The organism is Enterococcus sp. AZ196 (assembly GCF_050498845.1).
Classification (GTDB): domain Bacteria; phylum Bacillota; class Bacilli; order Lactobacillales; family Enterococcaceae; genus Enterococcus_A; species Enterococcus_A murrayae.
On record NZ_JBIPAM010000001.1, the window covers coordinates 2,046,769 to 2,069,637 of the forward strand.

18 protein-coding genes are annotated in these 22,869 nt (G+C 41.3%); 4 read left to right on the forward strand and 14 right to left on the reverse strand.

From position 1 onward, the window contains the following. Nucleotides 1–6: 6 nt before the first annotated feature. A complete protein-coding gene (locus tag IGI67_RS09835; protein WP_207108621.1) occupies nt 7–324 on the reverse strand; it encodes a thioredoxin family protein in 318 nt (105 codons plus the stop codon). A gap of 263 nt (nt 325–587) precedes the next feature. On the opposite strand from IGI67_RS09835, the gene IGI67_RS09840 reads away from it, so the two are divergent. Beyond that, the gene (locus IGI67_RS09840; RefSeq protein WP_429957585.1) at nt 588–923 is read left to right on the forward strand and encodes a hypothetical protein; all 336 of its coding nucleotides are present in this window, start codon (nt 588–590) and stop codon (nt 921–923) included. Between the two features lie 71 nt (nt 924–994). On the opposite strand, the gene IGI67_RS09845 is transcribed toward IGI67_RS09840, so the two are convergent. Beyond that, a complete protein-coding gene (locus IGI67_RS09845; RefSeq protein WP_429957586.1) occupies nt 995–1,915 on the reverse strand; it encodes a nucleoside hydrolase in 921 nt (306 codons plus the stop codon). A gap of 140 nt (nt 1,916–2,055) precedes the next feature. Continuing rightward, on the reverse strand, nt 2,056–3,468 hold the full coding sequence (gene pepV / locus IGI67_RS09850) for a dipeptidase PepV (protein WP_429957587.1): 1,413 nt from the start codon (nt 3,466–3,468) through the stop codon (nt 2,056–2,058). A gap of 250 nt (nt 3,469–3,718) precedes the next feature. On the opposite strand from pepV, the gene IGI67_RS09855 reads away from it, so the two are divergent. Together IGI67_RS09855 and IGI67_RS09860 are read left to right on the forward strand one after the other, a co-directional pair. Then, complete coding sequence (locus IGI67_RS09855; protein WP_429957588.1) at nt 3,719–4,558, forward strand: NAD(P)H-hydrate dehydratase; 840 nt, start codon at nt 3,719–3,721, stop codon at nt 4,556–4,558. A 2-nt stretch (nt 4,559–4,560) separates the two neighbouring features. Beyond that, nucleotides 4,561–4,992 (forward strand): acyl-CoA thioesterase, encoded by a 432-nt coding sequence (locus IGI67_RS09860; RefSeq protein ID WP_429957589.1) that lies wholly within the window; start codon nt 4,561–4,563, stop codon nt 4,990–4,992. 45 nt (nt 4,993–5,037) lie between these two features. Here the strand turns inward: IGI67_RS09860 and IGI67_RS09865 are convergent, their stop codons facing one another. The 3 genes from IGI67_RS09865 to IGI67_RS09875 form a co-directional block, all read right to left on the reverse strand. Then, nucleotides 5,038–6,387: an APC family permease gene (locus tag IGI67_RS09865; RefSeq protein ID WP_207108615.1), complete on the reverse strand. Its 1,350-nt coding sequence runs from the start codon at nt 6,385–6,387 to the stop codon at nt 5,038–5,040. 383 nt (nt 6,388–6,770) lie between these two features. Further along, nucleotides 6,771–7,772 (reverse strand): NAD-dependent epimerase/dehydratase family protein, encoded by a 1,002-nt coding sequence (locus IGI67_RS09870; RefSeq protein WP_207108614.1) that lies wholly within the window; start codon nt 7,770–7,772, stop codon nt 6,771–6,773. A 35-nt stretch (nt 7,773–7,807) separates the two neighbouring features. Next, nucleotides 7,808–9,001 carry a glycine C-acetyltransferase gene (locus IGI67_RS09875; protein ID WP_429957590.1) on the reverse strand — a complete coding sequence of 398 codons (1,194 nt, stop codon included), beginning with the start codon at nt 8,999–9,001 and terminating at the stop codon, nt 7,808–7,810. Nucleotides 9,002–9,802: 801 nt separating this feature from the next. Here IGI67_RS09875 and IGI67_RS09880 point away from each other — a divergent pair. Continuing rightward, the gene (locus IGI67_RS09880; RefSeq protein WP_429957591.1) at nt 9,803–10,849 is read left to right on the forward strand and encodes a hypothetical protein; all 1,047 of its coding nucleotides are present in this window, start codon (nt 9,803–9,805) and stop codon (nt 10,847–10,849) included. Between the two features lie 156 nt (nt 10,850–11,005). On the opposite strand, the gene IGI67_RS09885 is transcribed toward IGI67_RS09880, so the two are convergent. The 8 genes from IGI67_RS09885 to IGI67_RS09920 are packed head-to-tail and all read right to left on the reverse strand — an operon-like array spanning nt 11,006 to nt 22,831. Next, nucleotides 11,006–11,314, reverse strand: coding sequence for a DUF2089 family protein (locus IGI67_RS09885; protein WP_429957592.1), 309 nt, complete (start codon nt 11,312–11,314; stop codon nt 11,006–11,008). A 19-nt stretch (nt 11,315–11,333) separates the two neighbouring features. After that, nucleotides 11,334–14,093, reverse strand: a complete 2,760-nt coding sequence (locus tag IGI67_RS09890; protein ID WP_429957593.1) for an LPXTG cell wall anchor domain-containing protein — start codon at nt 14,091–14,093, stop codon at nt 11,334–11,336. Nucleotides 14,094–14,104: 11 nt separating this feature from the next. Further along, nucleotides 14,105–15,004, reverse strand: coding sequence for a peptidyl-prolyl cis-trans isomerase (locus tag IGI67_RS09895; RefSeq protein ID WP_429957594.1), 900 nt, complete (start codon nt 15,002–15,004; stop codon nt 14,105–14,107). After that, nucleotides 14,985–16,220, reverse strand: a complete 1,236-nt coding sequence (locus tag IGI67_RS09900) for a class C sortase (protein ID WP_429957595.1) — start codon at nt 16,218–16,220, stop codon at nt 14,985–14,987. Before IGI67_RS09900 ends, IGI67_RS09895 begins: the two co-directional genes overlap by 20 nt. Further along, a complete protein-coding gene (locus tag IGI67_RS09905; protein ID WP_429957596.1) occupies nt 16,195–16,332 on the reverse strand; it encodes a hypothetical protein in 138 nt (45 codons plus the stop codon). The genes IGI67_RS09900 and IGI67_RS09905 overlap by 26 nt, the downstream gene beginning before the upstream one ends. 21 nt (nt 16,333–16,353) lie before the next feature. Beyond that, nucleotides 16,354–18,216, reverse strand: a complete 1,863-nt coding sequence (locus IGI67_RS09910) for a SpaH/EbpB family LPXTG-anchored major pilin (protein ID WP_429957597.1) — start codon at nt 18,214–18,216, stop codon at nt 16,354–16,356. 18 nt (nt 18,217–18,234) lie between these two features. Further along, nucleotides 18,235–19,800, reverse strand: coding sequence for an isopeptide-forming domain-containing fimbrial protein (locus IGI67_RS09915; RefSeq protein ID WP_429957598.1), 1,566 nt, complete (start codon nt 19,798–19,800; stop codon nt 18,235–18,237). A gap of 1 nt (nt 19,801) precedes the next feature. Continuing rightward, on the reverse strand, nt 19,802–22,831 hold the full coding sequence (locus tag IGI67_RS09920; protein ID WP_429957599.1) for a hypothetical protein: 3,030 nt from the start codon (nt 22,829–22,831) through the stop codon (nt 19,802–19,804). Between the last annotated feature and the right edge of the window lie 38 nt (nt 22,832–22,869).

Genomic DNA, 22,869 nt, shown 5'->3' on the forward strand with positions numbered 1-22,869 from the left:
GATCTCCTACCCTTCCACTCGTTGCAAAAAGCCAGCGATTTCGTCCTTGGTTTTACGGTTTTTATTGACCAATCGGCCTAATTCTTCCCCATCATTTACTACGACAAAACTAGGGATTCCAAAGATATTCCACTCTGCTGCCACATCGATATACTCATCACGATCCACTTGAATAAATTTAAACTGCGGAAATTCTGCTTCGATCTCCGGCATCTGAGGCTTGATGAAATGGCAATCACCACACCAGTCCGCAGTAAAGAAAAACACATTCTTCCCTTTTTGTGCATAATCGGCTAACTCTTCAATACTTTTTGGAATAATCATTCCGTCACGACCTTTTCATTTACTACCTTGATTATACACTTTTCGTTCTTTTTGAGAAAGAAGGTCACTCGGTTAGAACCAAATCTGATAATCTCGTCAGACTTTCCATTTTTATGAGAAATAATGACATATCCTTTTCAAATTTGATTGTAACAATGGTAGAATAAGGCGTAGACTAAATCGATTCGTTGTCCGTTTTATTTATAGTTTAGCGGAAAACGGACTACCGTATTAAAAATAGGACTAACAAGGAGGAGGGTACTATGGAGAAGGCTAAAAAATTCGCACAAGGCCTTGCCGTCGGCTCATCAATCGGCTTAGCTGCGGGTATCGCTGCGAACCATTATTATCGAAAAAAACAAAAAATGTCCCCAGATAAAGTTTTAGATCAAATCAAAGAAGCTTTTTTGAAGGAAGGTCCCATCGAAGGGTCTTGGATTTCCTTTGATACGGAGCACAAGCAAAAATTTGCGATCACGATGGATGTTCTTTCGGGCGGAATCACTCGAACAGAAGACAATCAGTTGGTGGCCTATGAATTTACAGCAGATGCCAAGACTGGTGCTGTTTTAAGTATTGATCGCGTCATCAGTGAATAGAAATAGCGTATGCCAATAAATCGGCATACGCTATTTTAATACCCAAAGGGAAAGTATCAAAACAGGTCTTCTTATTTTGCAGTCCTTGCCAGAGTATCAATAAACCATTGCTCAAACAGCTGTGCTTCGACGTTGACGGCTACTTCTGCATTTGCCGGCAGGCTTAGATAATTGTTAAGGTCGATCAACGAGGCGCCATAAGTGTAGGTCGCCGCTGTCTCGATCTCAACTCTCGTTTCAGCCAGCTCAAATATCTCCGGCTTCAAAATTAAAGCGATCGCCAGCGCATCATACATATTTAAACCCGCTTCAAAGCTGCCGCTGCGATATTTCGTAAACAATTGATAAATCATTTCTCCAATTTCCCCGTAGCTTTTGATTTTGGCCGCAACCTTAGGCATGATCTTTGCTTGATCACCCACTTCTAGTGGTGCTACTCGAATAGGCACGCCGCTATTGAAAACAATCTTGGCCGCTTCAGGATCGGCCGCAAAATTAAACTCAGACAACACTCCGTAATTTCCTCGTCCTAAGCTGCCGCCCATCACAACGATTTGCTCGATCTTCGCTAGATCTTGCGGATAGAGATGAATAAACAGAGCAAGGTCCGTTAATGGCCCAATTCCGACCAGCGTAGTCTTCTCTTCCTGCTCCACCACCTCATGCATAGCCTCGACTGCTGTCTGGGTATTATCTGTAAAAATGGTCGGATCAGGAAACTTGTAACCGTCCATTCCTGACTCTCCATGAATCTCGCTTGCATTGATCGGTTCTCTTAAAAGCGGCCGCGAGCTTCCCAGTACGATTTTAGGCTTCTTTTGGTAGAGAGTTAACAGCTTTTCGGTATTGGCCTTTGTGTTTTCTATACTGACATTTCCAAAAATCGGACAAATCAGCTTTACCTCCAGCTCCTCGCTAAAAAGGGCTAGCGCGATTGCTACTGCATCATCAATCCCTGGATCTGTACTTAAAATAATTGGTCTCTTCTTCATTTAATCCCTCTCCCTATTATCTACTGCTTTCTCAAAAAGCATACAACAGGAATCTCATTTATGCCAATCCTGATCAGCGCTTCTTTTTTACAAGAAAAACCCCCACAATCACAAATTGTGGGGGGCGTTTCATTGTCTGCTTACTTAACTAAACGATAAATTGCATCTGCATAAATCACTGCAGAATTCAAAATGTCTTCTACTGACATGTATTCATTGGCTTGGTGCATGGTATCTTCAAAGCCTGGGAATTGTGCACCGTAGGCAACACCGCGTTCTAATAGACGTCCAAATGTTCCGCCGCCGATGACCATTTCTTCCCCTTTGATACCTGTATGTTCTTCAAAAGTATCCAACAATGTAGATACCAATGGATCATCTACCGGTACATAGTGAGGGGTCATATGGTGTCCGCCTTGAGTCACTTTCACGGCTGAGCCAAATAATTCTTCTAATTTTGCCTTGATCTCTTCTGCTGTCGTGCCTTTAGGATAACGGAAGTTCAAGGTAATACGGTTGTCGTTGTCTTGACCATCCTTGAAGCTGAAGATTCCAGCATTCATGGTCAATTCGCCCATTTTTTCATTGTTGAAATCAACACCTAATTTCTTTCCGTAAACATCTTCATGGATGTAGTTTGCGCTGTTTTCAATAAAGGCCTTCGCACCTTTGTCGAAGTCATAATTGTTTAAGAACACTGCCAAGAATGTACCAGCATTCGTACCTAGCTGAGGACTAGCACCATGAGCAGCTTTTCCATCTAGATGCAGTGTAACTGTTGAACCAGATACGTCTGCTTTTCCGCTGACTGGATTGTTTTCTACATAGTCTGCGAAGTCTTTTGCTAATTTTTCAGCAGCGTCTGCGTCTGCAACCTTTACTTCTGCCACAGCATTGCCGGGAACCATGTTTTCACGTAAACCAGCTTCGAAGCTTACTAATACGTAAGAAGTTCCGTTAGTACCGTCAAAATGAGGAATCATAGTTACATTCCCTTTTTCACCGTTGATGATTGGGAAGTAGGCATCTGGTGAGAAACCAAAGTCCGGTTTTTCTTCATGTTCAAAGTAATAATCCATATCTCCCCAGCCGCTTTCTTCGTCAGTACCGAAGACAAAACGGATTTTTTTAGAGATTGGCAGGCCTAATTCTTTAATGATTTTTACCGCATAGTAAGCCGCAACTGATGGGCCTTTGTCATCGCTTGAACCACGGGCATACAATTTGCCGTCGCGAATTTCTGGTTCGTAAGGATCTGAATCCCAACCGTCACCAGCAGGTACCACATCTAAGTGACCAAAGATTCCTAAGGTTTCGTCCCCGTCACCGTAATCAAAATGGCCGGCATAGTTGTCGACATTTTTGGTTGTAAAGCCATCACGTTCTGCGATCTCAAGCATTTTTTCTAATGCTTCGACCGGACCAGGTCCGAATGGTGCTTCTTTGGTTGCTTTGTCGTCTTCACGTTCACTTTTAATGCGCAATAAAGTGAATAGATCCGCTAATAGATCATCTTTACGTGCTTCGACCTCTTTTTTAAAATCGATTGTCATTGAAAGATTCCTCCCTATTCGTTTTAAAGAATGAATTATCCTGTCCTTCTCTTCTTAGTAACCTGCGAAAAGTTGAACTGACATCCTTTAATTAAACCACTATAATGATAGCACTCTATTCCATAGAATAAAAATGAAAACTCTTTAAGAAATACTGGTACAGTCTCTTCATTTTCCCTTATAATGTTACTCATAACGACTTCTATCTTCTTTTTTTATAAAAATGTAGAGAAGGAAAGCAGGTGCCTAGATGGTTCAGTTAAATGAAGAAATATTACATAAAGTGATTACAAAACGACCGGAGATTTCCCATAAAGGAACCTTTGGGCGAGTCGTTTTGATCGGCGGCAATCAGCAATATGGCGGTGCGATTATTATGAGTGCCGAGGCCTGCATTAAAAGCGGCGCGGGGCTTACCACCGTCATCACTGCGAAGGAAAATCACAGTGCTCTCCACGCACGATTACCTGAAGCAATGGTAGTCGATTTTTCTGAGACAAAATTAATCTATCAGGTGCTGGATAAGGCTGATGTGATCTTAATCGGACCCGGTCTTGGCTTAGCAAAGGAAATGGCGTTGCTGCTGAAGGGAATCTTGAATAATCAGCAGGCCGAACAATGGTTGGTGATCGATGGATCGGCCATCACTTTGTTCAGTGATTACAAGCTATCCCTGAAATTCCCTGCTCAAACGACCTTCACTCCTCATTTAGCAGAGTGGGCCCATTTGAGCGGACTGAGTTTTGTCCAGCAGACCAATGAAAACAATCGCGCCAAACAAGCACTTTTAGGCGCCAAGATCGTTTTGAAGAGTCACCGTACCACGATCTATGATGACGCCGTCGCCTATTATCAAAATCCGCTTGGGAATCCAGGTATGGCGACTGGTGGTATGGGAGATACCTTAGCAGGCATGATTAGCGGTTTTTTGGCTCAGTTTGAAAAAAACACCGATACAATCGCTGCCGCAGTCTATCTTCATAGTCTGATCGGTGATGATCTAGCAAAGGATAATTATGTTGTCCTGCCCACCTCTATTAGCGAGTCACTGCCTCGCTACATGAAAAAATTTGCAACGGAAAGGAACTAATCATGGAAAAATATCCCGGTTATCTTCGCAAGCCTTTTTATTATGAAACAGACAAGATGGGCATCATCCACCATTCGAATTACATTCGGTGGTTTGAGGAAGCTCGCGTTGACGCATTGGCCTTTATGAATTGTCCATTTGAAAAAATTGAAGCAGACGGCATCATGATCCCAGTTTTAGGTGTCAGCTGCGAATACAAAGAAATGGTTCGCTTCGGCGATGAGGTCTTGATTAAACCAGTCGTTGCCAAATATACCGGTACACGCTTTGATTTTGAATACCGTGTTTATAATGGAGATCGACTAGTCACGACAGGCGCCAGCCAGCACTGCTTCATGTCCTATGAGACCAATCGTTTGGTGCAGCTGCGTAAGACACACCCCGCCCTGCACGAATTATTTTTGGATTACTACGAATCAACAAAAGAAGAATGATAAAAAGCACGTCCATGATGTTTGGACGTGCTTTTTAGATACTGATTAGTTATATTTCTTCTTCAAATAGATGTAGAAAGGAATCCCTAAAGCGGTGATGGCGATACCGATCATCGCTAATTGGAATTGATTAATCAATGTCATTACTAGAATGAACACTCCGCCAATGATCGCAACGATTGGGATGATTGGATAAAGCGGTACTTTGTAAGGTCGAACCAAATCTGGCTCTGTTTTTCTTAATTTGATAACCGCGATAAATACTAAAGTGTAGAAGATCCAGATAACAAATACCAGCATATCTGTCAGCATATCGAAGCCGCCGACCATCATCATGCCGATAGCAATTACTAATTCTAAAATACCAGCAATGTAAGGGACGTGATTTTTGTTTAGCTTCACTAATTTGTCAGAGAATGGCAATTGTTTTTCAAGTCCCATTGTGTAAGGAAGACGCATCCCTGTCATCGTGTAGCCATTGATCGTTCCATATACTGAGATCAAAATACCGATAGTAACTAATTTTCCGCCCATGCCGCCGAAAATTCTTCCAGCAACCATACTAGCCGCATTTTCGTTACCTGCAAGAGCAGAGATGTCCAATGTACGCAGGAAGGCAAATTGAACCAATAGATAAACAGCCATGATTCCTAAGATTCCGCCAGCGATGGCACGAGGCAAATCACGAGCTGGTTTTTTCAATTCGCCGGCGATGTTTCCGACGTGGATCCAACCATCATAAGCGAACATGGTTGCTAAAAGTCCGGCACCTAATGCTGGAGCGAAGCCGCCAACTGCTGGACCTGCTTGCACTGGGAACAAGCTGACAGATACATCTCCTTGTCGCATCAGACCGAAGATAACGATTAATGCTAGAGGAACCAGCTTACAGACTAGAGTAATTGATTGGAACATTCCGCCAGCCTTTGAACCTAGGAAGTTGATCAACATGATCGACGCTGCTGCGACAATTGCGATTGGAATGATTGTTGCATCACTCATGCCGAATAGGTTCTTAAATTGAGTGGCAAAAATAATTGCTAAAGCTGCTACGTTCGCCGGAAAGTAGATCACTACTTGTGCCCAGCCAAGTAAAAAGCTCCAAAATTCCCCATACGCACGTTCAATGTAGCGCAGCATCCCGCCAGTTTCGGGAATCGCTGCAGCTAATTCCGCGCCAGTTAATCCCGCACAGACACTAATTAATCCGCCTAAGAACCAAGACAGCATGTGTAAGCTGGTTGACCCTGTTACTGCAGCTACGCTGGCTGCTTTAAAGAATACCCCTGCACCAATTACAGTACCCATTACTGTTGAAAGGGCCGGGAAGAACGTCATCGTTCGTTTTAGTTCACCTTTTTGTGAACCCACGAGTTCTTGTTGGTCGACTGCCATAATTTTTCCTCCTGAATTCTATTAATGAATTTATTTTTTAGAAAAATAAATTTGCTATTCATACTCACGTACCGTTCTGCTATCTTTTCCTCCTTCATAAATAGGATAACGGCTTACTATCATAATCACGGCGAAAACAGAACGCCTATCCTTGCTGCGAAGTGACTGTTCATTCACATCATAACTTGATTTTTAAGACAAACAATTGAAGTTATTACATAAGAGAAATAGAACAAAAAATTGCGGTATACCAGGTATTTAATAACTTCTCCCACTTGTTCGGACATTATTTTAACATGGAGAAAGAAAAAGGGAAACGTTATTTTAAACATTTCCTTTTTTCTTATTTCCTCCTCATGTTCTACTAAGAAATCCCTGCTATTTTATGAATTCACTTTATCAAAGGACACTTTAGTTTCGATGCCCTCAGTCTTAAATTTCGCTGATAATTTTTCTAACATTTCATCGGTCATTTTATCTAAATCAAAGCTTGGACTGAAGTCCCACTCTTTACGAGCATCACTGTCGTCGATAGAATTTGGCCAAGTATTAGCGATTCCTTGACGAACTGGATCTACGTCATAGTTCAATTCAAAGTCAGGTATACGACGGCGAATCGATGCGGCGATTTGTTCTGGTTCAAAGGACATCGCTGTGATGTTAAATGAATTGCGGTGCTCTAAACGATCCGCATCTGCGTTCATTAATTTCACGATTCCTTCGATCGCATCATCCATATACATCATGTCCATGTAAGTGCCTTTGTCGATAAATGAAGTGTAGGATTTGTTTTTTAATGCTTCATAGTAAATATCTACTGCGTAATCGGTTGTGCCGCCGCCTGGTTCAACCTTATATGAGATCAAGCCTGGGAAGCGCACGGAACGAGTATCGACACCATATTTTGAATGGTAGTAATTCTCTAATAATTCGCCTGCTACTTTTGTCACGCCATACATGGTCGTAGGATGCATCACAGTATCCTGAGGAGTATTATCCGGCTCTGCATCTGGTCCATAAGCCGCAATCGATGACGGTGCAAAGAATTTGGTTTCTGGTCCGATTTCACGAGCAACTTCTAATGCGTTCATTAAACCAGTCATGTTCAAATTCCAAGCAAACGCTGGACGTTTTTCAGCTGTAGCAGAAAGCAAAGCTGCTAAATGGATGATCGTATCTACTTCATACCGTTTGGCAACATCTAAAAAGCTTTCGTAATCGGTTACATCTAATTCTTCAAATTGACCATTTTCAACGACCGGGCTGCCTTCTATTGTACGAATATCTGTTGAGATGACATTGTTAACACCTAGATCATTGCGAAGTCTTTCTGTTAATTCTGAACCAATTTGTCCTAATGCGCCTGTAATCAATACTTTTTTCATGGATGTGACTTCCTCTCTATCTCTTAATTTGATTTTTATTTGATGATTCCTAGCTCTTTACCTACTTTTTCGTACACCGTGATTGCATCATCCAGCATTTCTTTAGTGTGACCTGCGTTTGGCATGTTCCGAACACGGCCTGTTCCTAATGGCACTGTTGGGTAAACGATTGGTTTCACGTAAACACCGTTTTCCAACAATTTCTTAGAAAATTCTTGGGCTAATTTTTCATCACCGACAATAACGGGGGTGATCGGCGTTTCTGATTTTCCAATATCGTAACCAATCCGTTTTAATTCTGATTTGAAGTAATTGGCATTGTCCCAAAGCGTATCAACATATTCAGGATGCTCTTCAATCAAATCGATTGCTTTGATACATGCGCCTGCTGCTCCTGGTGTTAAGGATGTCGAGAATAGGAACGGACGTGCTTGTGATTTCAACCAAGTGATCAATTGTTTTGTTCCGGCTACGTAGCCGCCCACAACGCCGATGCCTTTAGATAAGGTCCCCATTTGGAAATCGATATGGTCTTGCATGTTAAAATGTTTGACTGTGCCGTGCCCTTGGCCCATAACGCCAGTTCCGTGAGCATCATCCACATAAGTGATAACATTGTATTTTTCACAAATTTCAACGATTTCTGGAATCTTCGCTACGTCGCCGTCCATTGAAAAGACCCCGTCAGTAATATACATGACTTTGTTGTATTCGCCGCTTTCAGTTGCTGCTTTTGCTTTAGCTTCTAAATCTTCCATGTCTTGGTGGTTAACGCGGATGATCTTCGCACCAGATAACCGGCAGCCATCAATGATTGACGCATGGTTCAATTCATCTGATAAAATCGCATCGCCTTTTTTCATAACTGCTGAAATAGCACCCATATTGCAGTTAAATCCTGATTGGAAAGCGATCGCCGCTTCTGTTCCTTTGAATTCAGCGATTTTTTCTTCTAATTTTTGGTGAATGTCTAAAGTTCCGTTGATCGTCCGAACCGCTCCTGCTCCTGCACCATAATGCTTCGTTGCTTCCACATCCGCATCGATCAGCTCAGGGCGAGTAGCAAATCCTAGATAGTTGTTAGAGGCAAGGTTGATCATTTTCTGATCATTAACTGTAATGATTGGACCATTGCTTCCTTCTAACACATCGATTGTATTGAACAATCCTTTTTCTTTTAGATCTTCCAAGTTCGTTTCAAGAAATTGGTCAAGAACTTTTGAACTCATAACGATTCTCCTCCATATTGATTATTGCGCAATTAAACATTGTTATTTTTTAGCTTTTAAAAAGTAACCAGCTTGTCTATTTGTTTGCGCTTTCCTTCTTTACACCCTTAGTCTAGCGGCGTTTGATAACGTTTACAACTTTAATACTCGACAATTCTTTGAATTATAATAGAAGTTAGAATCTTTCTAATCAATTTTATTTAATAATCAATTATTTAGTTTTTGAATCGAGAATCCCTGACTACTCCTTCCATCAAATCCAACGTGTCCTTTTTCACAATAAAACAAATGATAAATAGAAATGATTTCAAAAACCTTTATATGACGATTTTAATTTTCGGTTTTCGGCAAGATACTTTTCTCACAAACGAGGCCGTGTATTTTTATAAAAAACGAATAGTGTGACTTTTTTATCCCTAGTCCTGTTTCTAATCATATCCAAATAAAACGTGTAACCATTTTCATATAAAACCGAGATTTTAGATTTTTTGAGCGATTTTGTCAAAAATAAGAGGAAATTTCGTAAAAAAAAGACGTGAAATGATCCATAAAAAAAATAGGCTCTGAATAAAGTCGATTTTTCCTTTACACAGAAATCCTCAGCGAAATTGCTAAAATAAGGTGTTATTTTCAAGAGTATCAGCGAGTTCCCTTCACTAATCATTACTAGATAGGAAGCTTTCCAACAAAATACTTTATTTTTTTTTACAAAATTGGGTTCGTATTTTAAGCCACTTAGCGGTAAGATAATTTTGTGGATTACTAGAAAACGTATACAATGCTGATGAGGAGCGATTAGACATGCAAAAAAATAGACAGACTAAACCATTGACCGAGCGCCAGATTTTTACGATGAAGCGTGACACCCTAGAGCAGAGATTAATCAGCTATTTCGACTATTCTCAAAATAGTTCCGCTATCATTGAGTACGCCATTGCGATCATGGTAAGAAACTCATTGATTCTAAGCGACTATTCGTTCATGGCTCAGTCTTTAATTCGTGAATTATTTCTGACCGCTGCACCTAGCGATGTAATGCGTAGATACTGCCTTTATTTTGAGAACTACTTTGAAGATGGGAAGGAATGGCAAAAAGTAAAGGAGCGCTTGTTTAAGAATCAAGCGGAATTTCAACAATTTACCGAGGAAGCTCGTTTATATAGGAAGCTTTTGGACACCCCTGGCGCTGGCGAACGTAAGAATCCGGACCTTACGCTTCGTTGGGTATCCGTATTTGAAGATGCTGCGGGTAAAAAGCATCGAATGACATTGCGGGATGCAGATGAAACAAAGACAAAAGCAGAAGTCTCGAAGATTTTAGAAATTCTGACTACTTTGAGTATTTTCAAAAAGGCGGATGGTGTGAGACGTTTCGTCAATTTTGTCAAAATTAGCCGCCCTGGAACAATAGAGACTCTTGAAGAAGAGGAACTGGCGCAAAAGCTGCAGGAGGAGTCTGTCCAAATCATAGATACTTTTTCACCTGAGCCTATAGAAATCGTTGTTCCAACCGGTATTACACCCAGTGATTTAAGCGAAGTAGAAGTATTGGCTCTAGTTCAAGTGGCTCATCCAGATGTAGTCAGTTTAGCTAATATTCAAGTAGTGTTTATTGAAGAAGATCTGACAATGCAGGAACCAGCCGAAACGACACCTATTCTCAAGGATTCTATGAAGCAAAACTCTCATGGCCCTGATTCCATTTCTGACATTAAAACACAGGACAATGTCGCAGGAACTGATCTACCCAATACTAAAAAACGCAAGCGCAGCAAACCGCTCACCAATAAAGAAGCTTACAAATTCAACTTGATCAGTAATTGGCGGGCAAGACACGCTCAAAATTGATAAAGGGAATAGAAAATTTCATACTATCTGATAGGCTTATTTGTCATACCGATTTTTCACTAAAAAGAGCGCGCATCATTAATGATAAAAAAACTCCTGAATGAGAGATGAACTCTTACATTCAGGAGAACGAGATAGTTTAAATTCAGCTTACCATCAATCTATAATCAAACAATTTAATGATTTACTGTATTCTAAAACGACGGTTTTTGCGATATCTTGATCAATCTTTCCTTCTTCTTCTAACTGATTAATCAATTTTACGACTGTGTCATTATCTTTTCTTTCATTGATTTGGATCTTTTGTATCAGTTTATCCAAACGTTTTCGAATAGTTGGATAACTAGTGGAGTAGGTCTTTGACAAATCCTTGATTGAACCAGAAGATAGAATAAAATTTTTGATAAACGCCACTTCCTCTTGCGTCAATTCTGAGAACCAACGTGGTGTATTGTTTTCCTCCATTTTTTTCACCTCATTTCTGCTAATTTATATATCGAGATCTTTTAATCAATAGAAGACTTCCGATGATTAATAACATTCCTAACAAAATCAATCCTTCATTGACCGAACTTCCTGTGTTTGGAAGAACTTTTTTCGTTGATCCATCTTTATTGTAAGTTTGTACCGAATTCACTCTTGTTCCGCCACCAGTTGGAGTACCGCCGTTGTTTCCTCCATTATTAGTAGCACTGCCACCTAAATTGCCTTTGGATGGATCTTTTTTGTCCTCTTTATTCTTCGACTCATCTTTGTCCTTATCCGATGATTTGTCTGTAGAAGAACTACTGCTTGACGGTTCCGTGCTACTTGATGGTTCTGTCGTACTTGATGGTTCTATCGTGCTTGATGGCTCCGTTGTGCTTGACGGCTCTGTGGTACTCGATGGTTCTGTCGTACTTGACGGTTCCGTCGTGCTTGATGGCTCAGTCGTACTTGATGGTTCTGTTGTACTCGATGGCTCCGTCGTACTTGACGGTTCGGTCGTACTTGACGGTTCCGTCGTACTTGACGGTTCCGTCGTACTTGATGGTTCCGTCGTGCTCGATGGTTCAGTTGTACTCGATGGTTCAGTTGTGCTGGATGGCTCCGTCGTGCTCGATGGTTCCGTTGTACTTGACGGTTCCGTCGTGCTTGACGGTTCGGTTGTACTTGATGGCTCCGTCGTACTCGATGGCTCAGTGGTACTTGACGGTTCCGTCGTGCTTGATGGCTCTGTTGTGCTTGACGGTTCCGTCGTGCTCGATGGTTCGGTTGTACTTGATGGCTCCGTTGTGCTTGACGGTTCTGTCGTACTTGATGGCTCAGTGGTACTTGATGGTTCGGTTGTACTTGATGGTTCTGTCGTGCTCGATGGTTCGGTCGTGCTTGACGGTTCGGTTGTACTTGATGGCTCCGTCGTGCTCGATGGCTCCGTTGTTGAGCTTGGTACAGGTGGTGTTTCCCCAGAATACTCATGCGCGCCAATATCCGTTTGACCATCTATTAACCCATTACCAAAGTAATCTCGTCCACCATTATCTGAAATAGTAGTACCAGCGTTGATTGCTGGAGAATTCGCCGATAATTGGTAACCAGCCACACTGTTTAAACCAAAACCTCCAGCTCCAGGTGCTACCATCACTTGTCCTTCTATGACCTCATCTTCTGTTACCCCTCGTTCATGTTGCGGTGAAAGCGAAACTGCATTATAAGCACCCGTTAATTCTACGGAAGGATTTTTGACGATAATTGGGTTCGCTTCGTTGTTTGGTACATTTGTATAACCATAATAAAGATTATGGTCATATTTGATTGTCGCCGGATGTTCTTCACCGTAATGTGCCGGCTGCCAATAAGGTGTAGTATTAACACCTTCATTATAAAAAATATTATTCTTCATCCGAACGTAGCCTGGTTCCTCTTGACTCATCACAGTCACATCTAAACCATCACCAGTATAGAAGGTATTATTATAGACATTCGCAGTCTCTTCTTCTGTGATTCCAGGATAACGCGGATCATTGTAATCTGGATTCAAGCTATTGGAAACAAGGAATAAATGCTTCCGGTCATTCTGACTAATATTATAGCGAATCAAACTATCGAAATTTTTCGCCGAGCAGATCAGCATAAAGCCGCCTTCATTATCATGACTGTAATTGTATTGATAGATTGTCCCAGTTCCAGAATCACAGTCATAAGCTTCCCCGTCATAATTATCGACAGTATTGAAGGCTTCGTTAAATTGGAAATTCGGGAAATAGCATAGCCATGGCCAAATACCAGCATTCACCTGCCACGTTCCATTTTCTTTACTAGTCAGATCCCATTTAGAGTGACTAAAACTTGCGGTATCTGAGACGTTGTATTGGATCAATGGTTTGTGACAGAATTGCGGAACGATCGCATCCCCACCGCTTTGTTTTACATAATTGTTTTCTATTAAAACGTTGGTATGTCCATATTGCTGGATCGCGCTTTCTTCGATCGTTACTGCTTCAGTTTCTGGCGTAATAATATCTCCATAGGTTGTAGCTCCTACTGATATACCGGTACGAGTAACATTTTCAACATGACAGTTGGTTACAGAAATATTATGGAATCGTGTAACTTCTCCAGCAGGTGTACCAGAGACCGTAAAAAATATTCCGCCATTTCCTATATCCTTCGCGTTCCAACTGCCGTTTACGTCCCTAACAGTCAGATTGTCTACATGAATATCTTGTGTTAAGCCATTATTTTTCGCTAGAACATACAGCCCAACACGATCTTTATTAGACATATTATTCATGTCCTCGCCTGGAGCGATATTCGTTATTGTTAAATCACGAATGATCCAATGGCTGGCATTATATAGAGTAAATGCAGAGGAAATATTTTTATTTCCAATTTGGGAAACACGCCCTGCACCATTACCATTGATCGTCGCTTTACCACCTGTGTCGCCGTAACTTTCAATTGTTATCGGAGCCCCATCGTTCCCTTCTCCATTGACGTTCCCTTCTAAGAAAAGGATGTCATTGAATACACTTTCTTCATGAAGTCGGATCGTATCTCCTGGTTCAAATTTTGTTTTTTCTACCTTATCTAATGTTTGCCAAGCATCATTAGGTGATGTTCCTGAATTATTATCATTTCCCCTTGTTGCATCCACATAATAAACTGCGCCAGCGGCTTCAACTTCTTGATGAAACATGCCGAAAAACATAGGGACAACCAATGTCAGCACTCCTAAAACTGACAATAACCGATTTCTTTTCATTTTTTCCTCCCTTATTTCAAATCAACCTTTGCCTGTTCAACCCACTTTTTCAAACTTTCTTGATACTTTTTCTTTTCGAGCTTTATTTTGATTTTTTCTTTTACGTCAGAAATTGGCTGGATATTTCCGGCTTCATCGGAGATACAATAATAGATCAAACTATCCTTTGAGCCTTTAAATATTTCACTCCATGTGCCGGCTTTTAGCTCGTTGACAGTAGTGACCTCTTCATTTCGGTATTTAATCCAATCACGTAGATTTGATTCATTGAGCGAAATTTTTTCGTAGATGCAGTCTGGGTTTTCAGACAATTGCTCCTCCGTAATTTTCTTTTGCTTTAATTGTGTAAGCTTTTCTTGGTTTGCTCGAATACGATAGAGTTCTTTCGAATGGATCGTTTTGAACTCTTCTTTGGAATTGTTATAGTATTCCTTCACTTGCTTATCCGATACGTCATTAGTCGTTTGCTTCTTAAGCTCGTTGACCGTAATACTTAGTGTATATACGTAAAAAGTTTCTTCAGTATAGTTTCTTAGACCATAGATTACTTGTTTGTTTTTTACCTTCTTTTCTTGTTCTTTATTCCTTTTTTTCATTTCCTTTACCAATGCAGGGTAATCATCAATAGTATCTAACTTTCTCTTTTTCGCTTGCTGTAATTGAACCTTATCTTCAACAATTTGCTGCTTCAGCTTCTTCTCTTCCAAACTGGGGTACACTTTCTGATAAAATGCATACTCCTCATTTGAAATCTTTTGCCCATTGACCTTCATGACCCACTGAGAATTATGCCACCACGCGACTCCTAGCAAACCCACGACTAGAATAATAACGATGATCAGCTTTTTTTGATGTTTCTTTATCAAGGGAATCCATTTATCCCAATCAAATTTATTCAACCACTTTTTCATTCGTAAATTCTCCTAAAACAAGTATTCGTTCAGTTTGCTTGATCGTAATTTTCTTTGATTTTTTTCGTAAGCTAAAATAGCGGTCATGAAGCTTTTTCACTTTGGTACGAGCAATGATTGAAGATTCACCAGCAAACTTCACTCCATAAACCTTGCCGAAAATCTCAGGAAAACGAACGTGCCCTTCACTATCAGACCAAACGCGCACTTCTTTGCCATCGATAACGACGATCCGCTTCCCTCTGTGACCAGTCAGCAGAACTTCTTTATTCACCGCCGGCTGGCGCGTTTTATCATCAATGAGATAGAAACTCAATTGGTAGGTTCGTTTCTCAATCAATGCGGTACGGATAATCCGATAAATCAACCAGATCAAGAATAAAGCACCTAAAATGACAGAGGTCAAAACCATCAGTTGCTTCAGTTTTTTCCGATCATCAACGGACTCTTTATCCTTAGACATTTTTTTCGTATACGGAATTCGATGTCCTCGAACCAATAAACGATGGGAATTCACGCCATACGGTGTACAGGTCATCAGCGTGACATAATCCATCCCATCAACGATCAATAGATCCTTTGTATCCGTGGGTTCAATGACCTTGACCTGATCGATCTCATAAGCATGTGTTTCGTTCAAGAATTCGATAAAAAATGAGTCTTGCTCCTTCAGCTTAGGTAAATCCGTGAACAGCTTCGCCTTTTTCAATCCTCTATGGGAGGAAATCACGCTATGCTTACTCGGACCTCCTTGTATCGAAGAAGTTCCTTCCAATATGGTCGCTCCCTTAGATAAGAAAAAATCATTTGTTTTATCAAAAACCGGGAGCTTGACATCAATTTTTGGAATGACGATCGTCCCTACTGTATGTTCTTTTACATAGGATGTCTTTGGCTCAACCTTCTTTTCTTTTTGTCTGCGGGCTTCAGAAAAGGGCTCGCCATCCGAACCAGGATTCTTCTCTTGCTGGGCTTTTTTATCTTGTTCAGCCATTCTTTTTTTGATTTTTTCAACCTCGACCTTGTTCTTCTGAGAAGCTTTCTCCTGATAACTCTGAACAATTTTTTGATCCAAATAATCATTGATGCTTTGACTCAAAAGCGGATACAGCAGCAACGAAAGTCCAAAAAGAAAACAAATCAGTAAAATCAAGCGCTGAATCATAACCGCCGTTGATTTTGACTTTTTCTCATCCTTTGTCATTTTCTTCGCCATCGCTACCATCTCCATCTCGCATTTGAATTATTCCTACAGTCAAAAAATTCTCTTTGTTATCATTCACTGAAAAGTAAAGACAGTATCGGGAACTCCCGATTACTGTCTTCATGAAGCGTTCACTCCAATTGGATTATGCTTCTTTACGTTGAGAACGCAGATAAATTACGCCCACTACAGCCATTACTGCAATACCTGCCGCCATCATTAAGTAGATACCTGATCCACCAGTTGAAGGCAAGCTACCTTTTTGTTTATTAACAACTTCTTCTGCTGAACCTGAATTTAACGGGTCTGTTGTATCAAAAGAGTTTTGCGTAACGATAAATGAAACTCTGTCCCCTAATAACACATACTTATCATTTGGTGCTTTTGTTTCTTCTAAATAGTACGTACCGTTTTCTAGGCCTTTGATGATTACATAACCTTGCGCATTTGAAGTAAAGGTTGTTGCTCCTGCTTCGGTAGCTACCCACGAAATCTCGCCATTTGCTCCGACCTTCAGATATTTCGCTGAATCACTATCTGCATCACGTACGACAAATTCAGCACCTGCTAAAGCTTCATTGTTATTAGAACCATCGATCTTCACAAAGTTGTATCCACCAGTGTAAACTTCACTACCAGATCCTTCATCTGTATCGTGATCAGTTGTGACTTCCGCCGTATTATTCACTTCTACTCCAGGAGCTACTGTATTTAGCAATTCCATCTTGTACGTCATTGTTAAAGTTGCATTTGGAGCCATTTTAGCAATCCCGCCTGTGGTAAATTTCACTGTGAATTCACCTGGTGTCGCTTCATCCAAAGTATAATCCGCTGGCGAAGCAAAAGTTGTCGTACCATCAGTTAATGCTAATGTAGTATTGTCTAGTTTCAAATGTGTTCCATGTGTATCTTTGATTTCATATTTCACATAGCGCGGTGCATCATTCACGCCGTCGCCATCAGAGTCGATTTGGTCTCTGATCCCGTTTGGAATCACTGTCTCAACTTTATAGTTGATCTTGTCGCCAACGTTCACTGAACCGCCAGTATTGGTCTTCTTCACATCGATATCATCATTTTCAATCGCGTCTGTTCCTGTGAAGGATTTAGATTTATGCGTAGCGTCTAAAGTGAATTGTTGATTGATCGCACCATTTTGAATAACATAGCCTGGTTTTACTGTTACCTCAGTTAAATAGTAAGTGCCATACAACAAACGGTCCTCAGAAAATTTACCGTCCGCACCTGTCGTAAATTTATGTGCATCGGCTAGATTCGTTGACCATGTTGGTGTATCTGAAGCATCAAAACCACTTAAATATTCCGTACCAGTTGCGTTATAGACACCTTTACGATGAATAACGAATTCTACATCTTCCAAAGGAATCTTTTTGCCTTCATCATCTTTCAAATTAGAGATTTTCTCTACTTCAACGCCGGCTGTTTCTACGATGTTCTTCGGATATAAATGAATCTCAGTTAATGGAGTTGTTCCATCTGATTTTGTTAAAGGCAAAGCAACAACCATATTGTCTGCTGCTGTTACCCCAGCCATTGGTGTTTCAACGATGACGTAGACAGCATTTTTTCCGCCTACTTTATCAGCCAAACCAGTGAAAGTAAGATCACCGACAGAGCCTGTTGTTGCAGTAGTACCGGACTTAACTACGGTCGCAGCGCTGTAATTTGCAGCTTTAACAGTTGCTAATGCTTCTTCCATCGTGTACTTTTTAGTCGTACTTGGATTTGTTGTGTTCAACAATGTGTAGAAATCAGCAGTTACATCATAAACCTTGAACTCTACACCACCGAAGCCAGCTGCACCATTGAACTCACTCATCAGCTCCCCGGTATTTTGAATCTCAGTTTGAGTATTGCTGAAACGCTTTTTGTGTAAGGTGATGTCCACTGTCCCTGCTGCTTCAGCTGTTAGTGAAGATCCCAAGCCTAAAGCTATTGGAACGACCATGACAACTGCTGCTAAAAAAACCAATAATTTCTTCTTCATTACTTTTCCTCCGTAATTTTATTCTTTTTGTTGTCTATTTTTGAAAACATAAATGGCTGTGGCTAGTAAAACCAGCGCGCCACCTAGAATCCCTACATTTAGTAACTCCTCACCGGTACTTGGTAAATTGCGAGTAATACGATTGGTTATTGTATTGGGCGAATCATTCTGAACCCCATTGTTTGTTGTGTTACTTTTCGTCGTCCCACCGCCAGTATTCGGCAATTTGCTGTTTAAGACCTCTAATGTTCCTGTTGTTTCCCCTGCCAGATAGGTATCTTTTTCTATCTTGAAATCAATTGATTTATCTAATAGACGATAGCCATCAGGTGCGATAATCTCTTCTAGCTGATACTCTCCATAAGCCAGACCTTTGATCTCGAAAGCGCCTTCTTGATTAGATTCTAGGATCAATAAATCTTCGTCCTTATCTGGTTTTTCTGACTTTTTCCAACCATAGCTCTTCGTTAAATAGCGATCCTCCTGATCCTTCACAACGAAAGACGCGGCTTTCAATTTCTGCTTCCGATCTTGTGAATCCACTTTGACAAAACGATAGCCGCCTGTCAGAACTTCCTTAGAAGTACTGCTTTGCTCCCCAGCATTCACCGAATCGTGATAACGCAAGACTGCTTTGTTGAAAAATGGCGTGTCTGGTTTAGCCCCTTGCTTGATACTTAAGGTATAGGAAACATTGATTTTCTTGATTCCTACTAATTTAGTCGGAACAAAATCAATTACGAAGCCATTGTCTTTTGCTGTCACTTTGTAAGCTGATTCTTTGAGCTTCTTACCATTTTTATCCGTTAGTTGAAGCGAAGTCGTGTCCGCAAGCAATGCTGGATCAGGCGTATCGATGACTTGGAAAGAATCATATTGCGCGATGCCCGTCGGTACAGTCACTTCGATCTGATACTTGATTGCTTCGCCATAAGAGAAATCCGGCTGCTTCTCAGCCAATTCTTTCTCGATGGCCGGCTCTACTGGCTCCTCACGCAAGCTGTCATTCTTGGAATAGAGGTGCAACGGATCAGTATTCTCTTCACCAGTCAGTTCGTCAACCACCGGGAAATGGAAAATCAAATTATCACTTGGATCAGCGCTATCGACTGACGCTGTCTCAACAAAAAGGTAGCTTGCATCATGGGCAAGGTTCTTTCTCGCCAAAGATAGCTTCAATACGCCATCCATTTCCTTCATTTGACCGTTTTGGTCTGGTACCATCGCCCGCTCAGTCTTTCCTTTGGCTACGACGTTCATTCCCAAATGATCTGGAACTGCCTGACCGAGTGATAACCCGCCGATTTGTTCCTTCGTCACAGCTTTCGCTTTTTCTAACGCCTCTTCATGGGAAGTCGAATGGGTTCTGACAAAATGAGTAATGTCTACCACCGTGAATTCTGCGCCATTGACTCCCTGCTTTTCAGTCAGCATATCCCTCGCGGTAACGCCCGCCTTCGTCGCTTGCTTATGGAAATAAACCGTTTGTGTTTCCGAAGCGTGTGCGGCTGGCGCGAAAATCAAGTTCACGGTAATCATAGCGATCAGTGTCAGACAAGAGAATAAAATAGAAGATTTCTTCATTTTAAGCACCTGCCTTTCTGCGGTATTCAATGATTCCGGCAGTAATAGCAACCAAAGCAATCAGCAGACTAGCTACTACAAGCTGTTGCGTGTAGCCTTCTCCGCCCGTCTCAGGCAGCGGCACTTTTCCTCGCCGGTTCTCAACATGAACCGCTAACGATTGACCTGTATTGAATTGAGCAGTAAATTGATTGGTCTCCGTTCCATCCTGATTTAGATAAGTGATGGCATAACCAGTGTCCTCCACTTCCTTCAATTGATAAGTTTCGCCATTTGTCAGCACGCTTGTCCAGTCAGTGATTTTTGTTGCTGGATTATCTGAGTCCGTATAAAAGACGATCGGAACCTCTGTATCCTTTTGATCGACTTCTGCTCTTCCGTAAGCTACTATCTGCTTGGCGCTATTCAACAGTTCAAACTTAAAGGTCTCTCCATCAAATACACCATCACCCGTTACTTTTTTCGTCGCGCCAAAATCAAAGGTATCTTGGTTCTCAACATTCAGCGTGATTTTTTTCGTAACATCGTTATAGGTGACTTGGAACTCGTTACTATCCGTTCCAGTACCTCCCGAATAAATCGGTTTGTAATGCTGGGTTTGCGTTTCGATCAGCTGATAGGTTTTGTCTTCCCGTAAAATCTTCGCCCAATCTGTGATTTTGTTTGCGGGATCGTAATCACTGCTGGTGAAGAATTCGATCGCGTGATCTTGTCCCTTTTGCGCAACGGTCACTTTCCCATAAGCCACGACTGGTTTGCCAGCTGATGTAATATCCTTCAACTCAAATTCATAAGTCTTATTTGGTGTCAGTGCACCTGAGCCTTCCACTTTCTTGTTTGCCTCAAACTCTAACGTATCTTTATTATCGACAGTAAAACTGATCTTCCCGCCATTCTCATAATCAGCGGTATAAGTGTTGCCTTCCACTGATTCATCATCAGCAGGTGTTTTCGTATGATAGGTAACTTCATAGCCTTGACTATCAACCTCCACCAGTTCATACGTCACACCATCTTCTAAAATGACGTACTCCGTTCCGTTGATCTCCATTTTCTGCCAACTGGTAATTTCCTGTGTATACGTGTTATCTGTATAGAAGGTGATCGGCTTGCTGATATTCTTACCCTCTGTCTTAGTGATCGTGGTTTTCCCAAAGGCGACTACGCCGTCATCACGTGTATCTCGAAGCTCAAAGTGGAATTCCCTGTCCTCGGCTAAATCACCGATCCCGGAGATTTTCTTCTCCGCTTCTAAATCGATCAATTCCTTGTTAACGATAATGAATCGCCAGCGATGATCTTGCTTGCTGTCATACTTAAACTGATTGGTCTCATTTCCCTTCGTGTCTTGTATGTGGACTTCGTAGCCATCTGAGTTAATCTCTTCAATGTAGTACCAACGCCCATCCACTAGGAATTTACTCCAATGATTCGGATCGTTTTTATCGACATTTTCTATAGGAGTCGTGTATTCCTTATCCCGGTAGAATACAACCTCGACCTCGCGTCCTTTATGTGTGACGACCTCTTTCGTTTTTCCGTAAGCGACGACTGTGCCGTAACGATCAGCGATTTTGAATTCAAAAACTTTTCCTTCTGCTAATTCTCTTTCATCATCACCAGAGACTTTTTTGTAGGCTTTTAAGAAATCCGCCTCAATATTTCCCCAGATGGCATCGAAATCTGTTTCTGTCCGTGTATCTTCTGAATCATTGTCGTTATAAAGGAAGCTTAAATCATTTTTATATTTTCCAGAGCCATATTCAGGCACGTCGACATCAACGAAAAAGGCTACATCATATGCGGTGATCGCCCCGTTTGAAGGACTTTTTTCGCTCTGACCATAAATGTCATGAAGCTGCGCCTTTTGCTCACTAGTTAATGATTTATCCGCGTCAATTGCGTCATGAATATCAGCCTCTCCAAAATCAGTGTAGTGAGCGCTCAACTCATCATAGTAGTGGTTAGAGCCAGGCATCGTACCAAAGGCTACTAGTACTGTCTCCGTGTCATCTGCATGTTTATAAACACCGTAAGCTCTCTGACCGCCATTCGAATCGGGGTAAGCTTGAACAAAATCTTGGAACTCTTGATAACTTTGCCCTTCCGTTGGTTCAAGTTTTAGAAAGGCGTTGCCGTTTCCTTCTTTTTCAATGACAAAGTCGGAAAAGTTAACCTTCTGGCCCTCTCCTTCAATGTTGGCACCAATCTGGCGATCCCCCATTCGTGAGCCAGCTGCATCCGTTGTAATAATGTAAGTTGGTACCGTTACCCATAATGAATCTTCTCTAAAATGTGTACCTGGAACTAAGTGGTCAACAAGCAAGCCGTTCGCTTTATCAACAATCTTTGTTGTTCCTTGATCTTTTGTATAGTTGTCAAAAACTGCTCCATAATCCAGATAGTTCACACGCAAGGACCAAGCCAGAGCATTTTGCCCATTTACTTGTTTCCCTTCCTTATGAAGGTATTTGTTCTCATCAGGAAATGGTCGATCTTCTGATGGATACACTGTTGGGTCAGGTCCTGGTGTAATCTCTAATAGCGGACCTTTGCCATTACCTCCACCATCTATATCCTCTCCCACTCTTCTTGCTGTGGCTCTTAAGTCTAATTCACCATTGTAAAGACGCTGAGCATCCACAGCTGCTTCACAAATTGTAAAAACAATTTTATTCCCTTGAATCTCGTAGCTCAGATAAGGATCAGATTTATCTTCTCCTAATACGCCAGATTCCCAATGGTAAGAAAATAAGTAGGAATCAGGTATAGTAATTTCAAAGGTATCTCCTACCTGTGTCCCTTCTGGTAAAGGATCGATCTCAAACTCCATATGGATAGCCAATTGTTGCCCCGTCTCAAGAGATGTTCCTCCGCCAGGTTTTTTTTCTGCTGTGTATGCAGTAATTTCCAGTTTATCCTGCAATGCAGCTGTTACAGCTTTCCCTGAATCCAGACCTAAAAAAGCTATAATATAAGTACTAAGTATTAATAACATCGCAGAAATTATCTTAATTTTATGTTTCTTCACACTTACCTCCCCTATCCTACTTTCAAAATATTTCATTT

Bases quoted from the DNA above. Each gene is read 5' to 3' on its own strand.
- IGI67_RS09835 (WP_207108621.1), bottom strand. From the start codon at position 324: ATGATTATTCCAAAAAGTATTGAAGAGTTAGCCGATTATGCACAAAAA.
- IGI67_RS09840 (WP_429957585.1), top strand. From the start codon at position 588: ATGGAGAAGGCTAAAAAATTCGCACAAGGCCTTGCCGTCGGCTCATCA.
- IGI67_RS09845 (WP_429957586.1), bottom strand. From the start codon at position 1,915: ATGAAGAAGAGACCAATTATTTTAAGTACAGATCCAGGGATTGATGAT.
- pepV (WP_429957587.1), bottom strand. From the start codon at position 3,468: ATGACAATCGATTTTAAAAAAGAGGTCGAAGCACGTAAAGATGATCTA.
- IGI67_RS09855 (WP_429957588.1), top strand. From the start codon at position 3,719: ATGGTTCAGTTAAATGAAGAAATATTACATAAAGTGATTACAAAACGA.
- IGI67_RS09860 (WP_429957589.1), top strand. From the start codon at position 4,561: ATGGAAAAATATCCCGGTTATCTTCGCAAGCCTTTTTATTATGAAACA.
- IGI67_RS09865 (WP_207108615.1), bottom strand. From the start codon at position 6,387: ATGGCAGTCGACCAACAAGAACTCGTGGGTTCACAAAAAGGTGAACTA.
- IGI67_RS09870 (WP_207108614.1), bottom strand. From the start codon at position 7,772: ATGAAAAAAGTATTGATTACAGGCGCATTAGGACAAATTGGTTCAGAA.
- IGI67_RS09875 (WP_429957590.1), bottom strand. From the start codon at position 9,001: ATGAGTTCAAAAGTTCTTGACCAATTTCTTGAAACGAACTTGGAAGAT.
- IGI67_RS09880 (WP_429957591.1), top strand. From the start codon at position 9,803: ATGCAAAAAAATAGACAGACTAAACCATTGACCGAGCGCCAGATTTTT.
- IGI67_RS09885 (WP_429957592.1), bottom strand. From the start codon at position 11,314: ATGGAGGAAAACAATACACCACGTTGGTTCTCAGAATTGACGCAAGAG.
- IGI67_RS09890 (WP_429957593.1), bottom strand. From the start codon at position 14,093: ATGAAAAGAAATCGGTTATTGTCAGTTTTAGGAGTGCTGACATTGGTT.
- IGI67_RS09895 (WP_429957594.1), bottom strand. From the start codon at position 15,004: ATGAAAAAGTGGTTGAATAAATTTGATTGGGATAAATGGATTCCCTTG.
- IGI67_RS09900 (WP_429957595.1), bottom strand. From the start codon at position 16,220: ATGGCGAAGAAAATGACAAAGGATGAGAAAAAGTCAAAATCAACGGCG.
- IGI67_RS09905 (WP_429957596.1), bottom strand. From the start codon at position 16,332: ATGAAGACAGTAATCGGGAGTTCCCGATACTGTCTTTACTTTTCAGTG.
- IGI67_RS09910 (WP_429957597.1), bottom strand. From the start codon at position 18,216: ATGAAGAAGAAATTATTGGTTTTTTTAGCAGCAGTTGTCATGGTCGTT.
- IGI67_RS09915 (WP_429957598.1), bottom strand. From the start codon at position 19,800: ATGAAGAAATCTTCTATTTTATTCTCTTGTCTGACACTGATCGCTATG.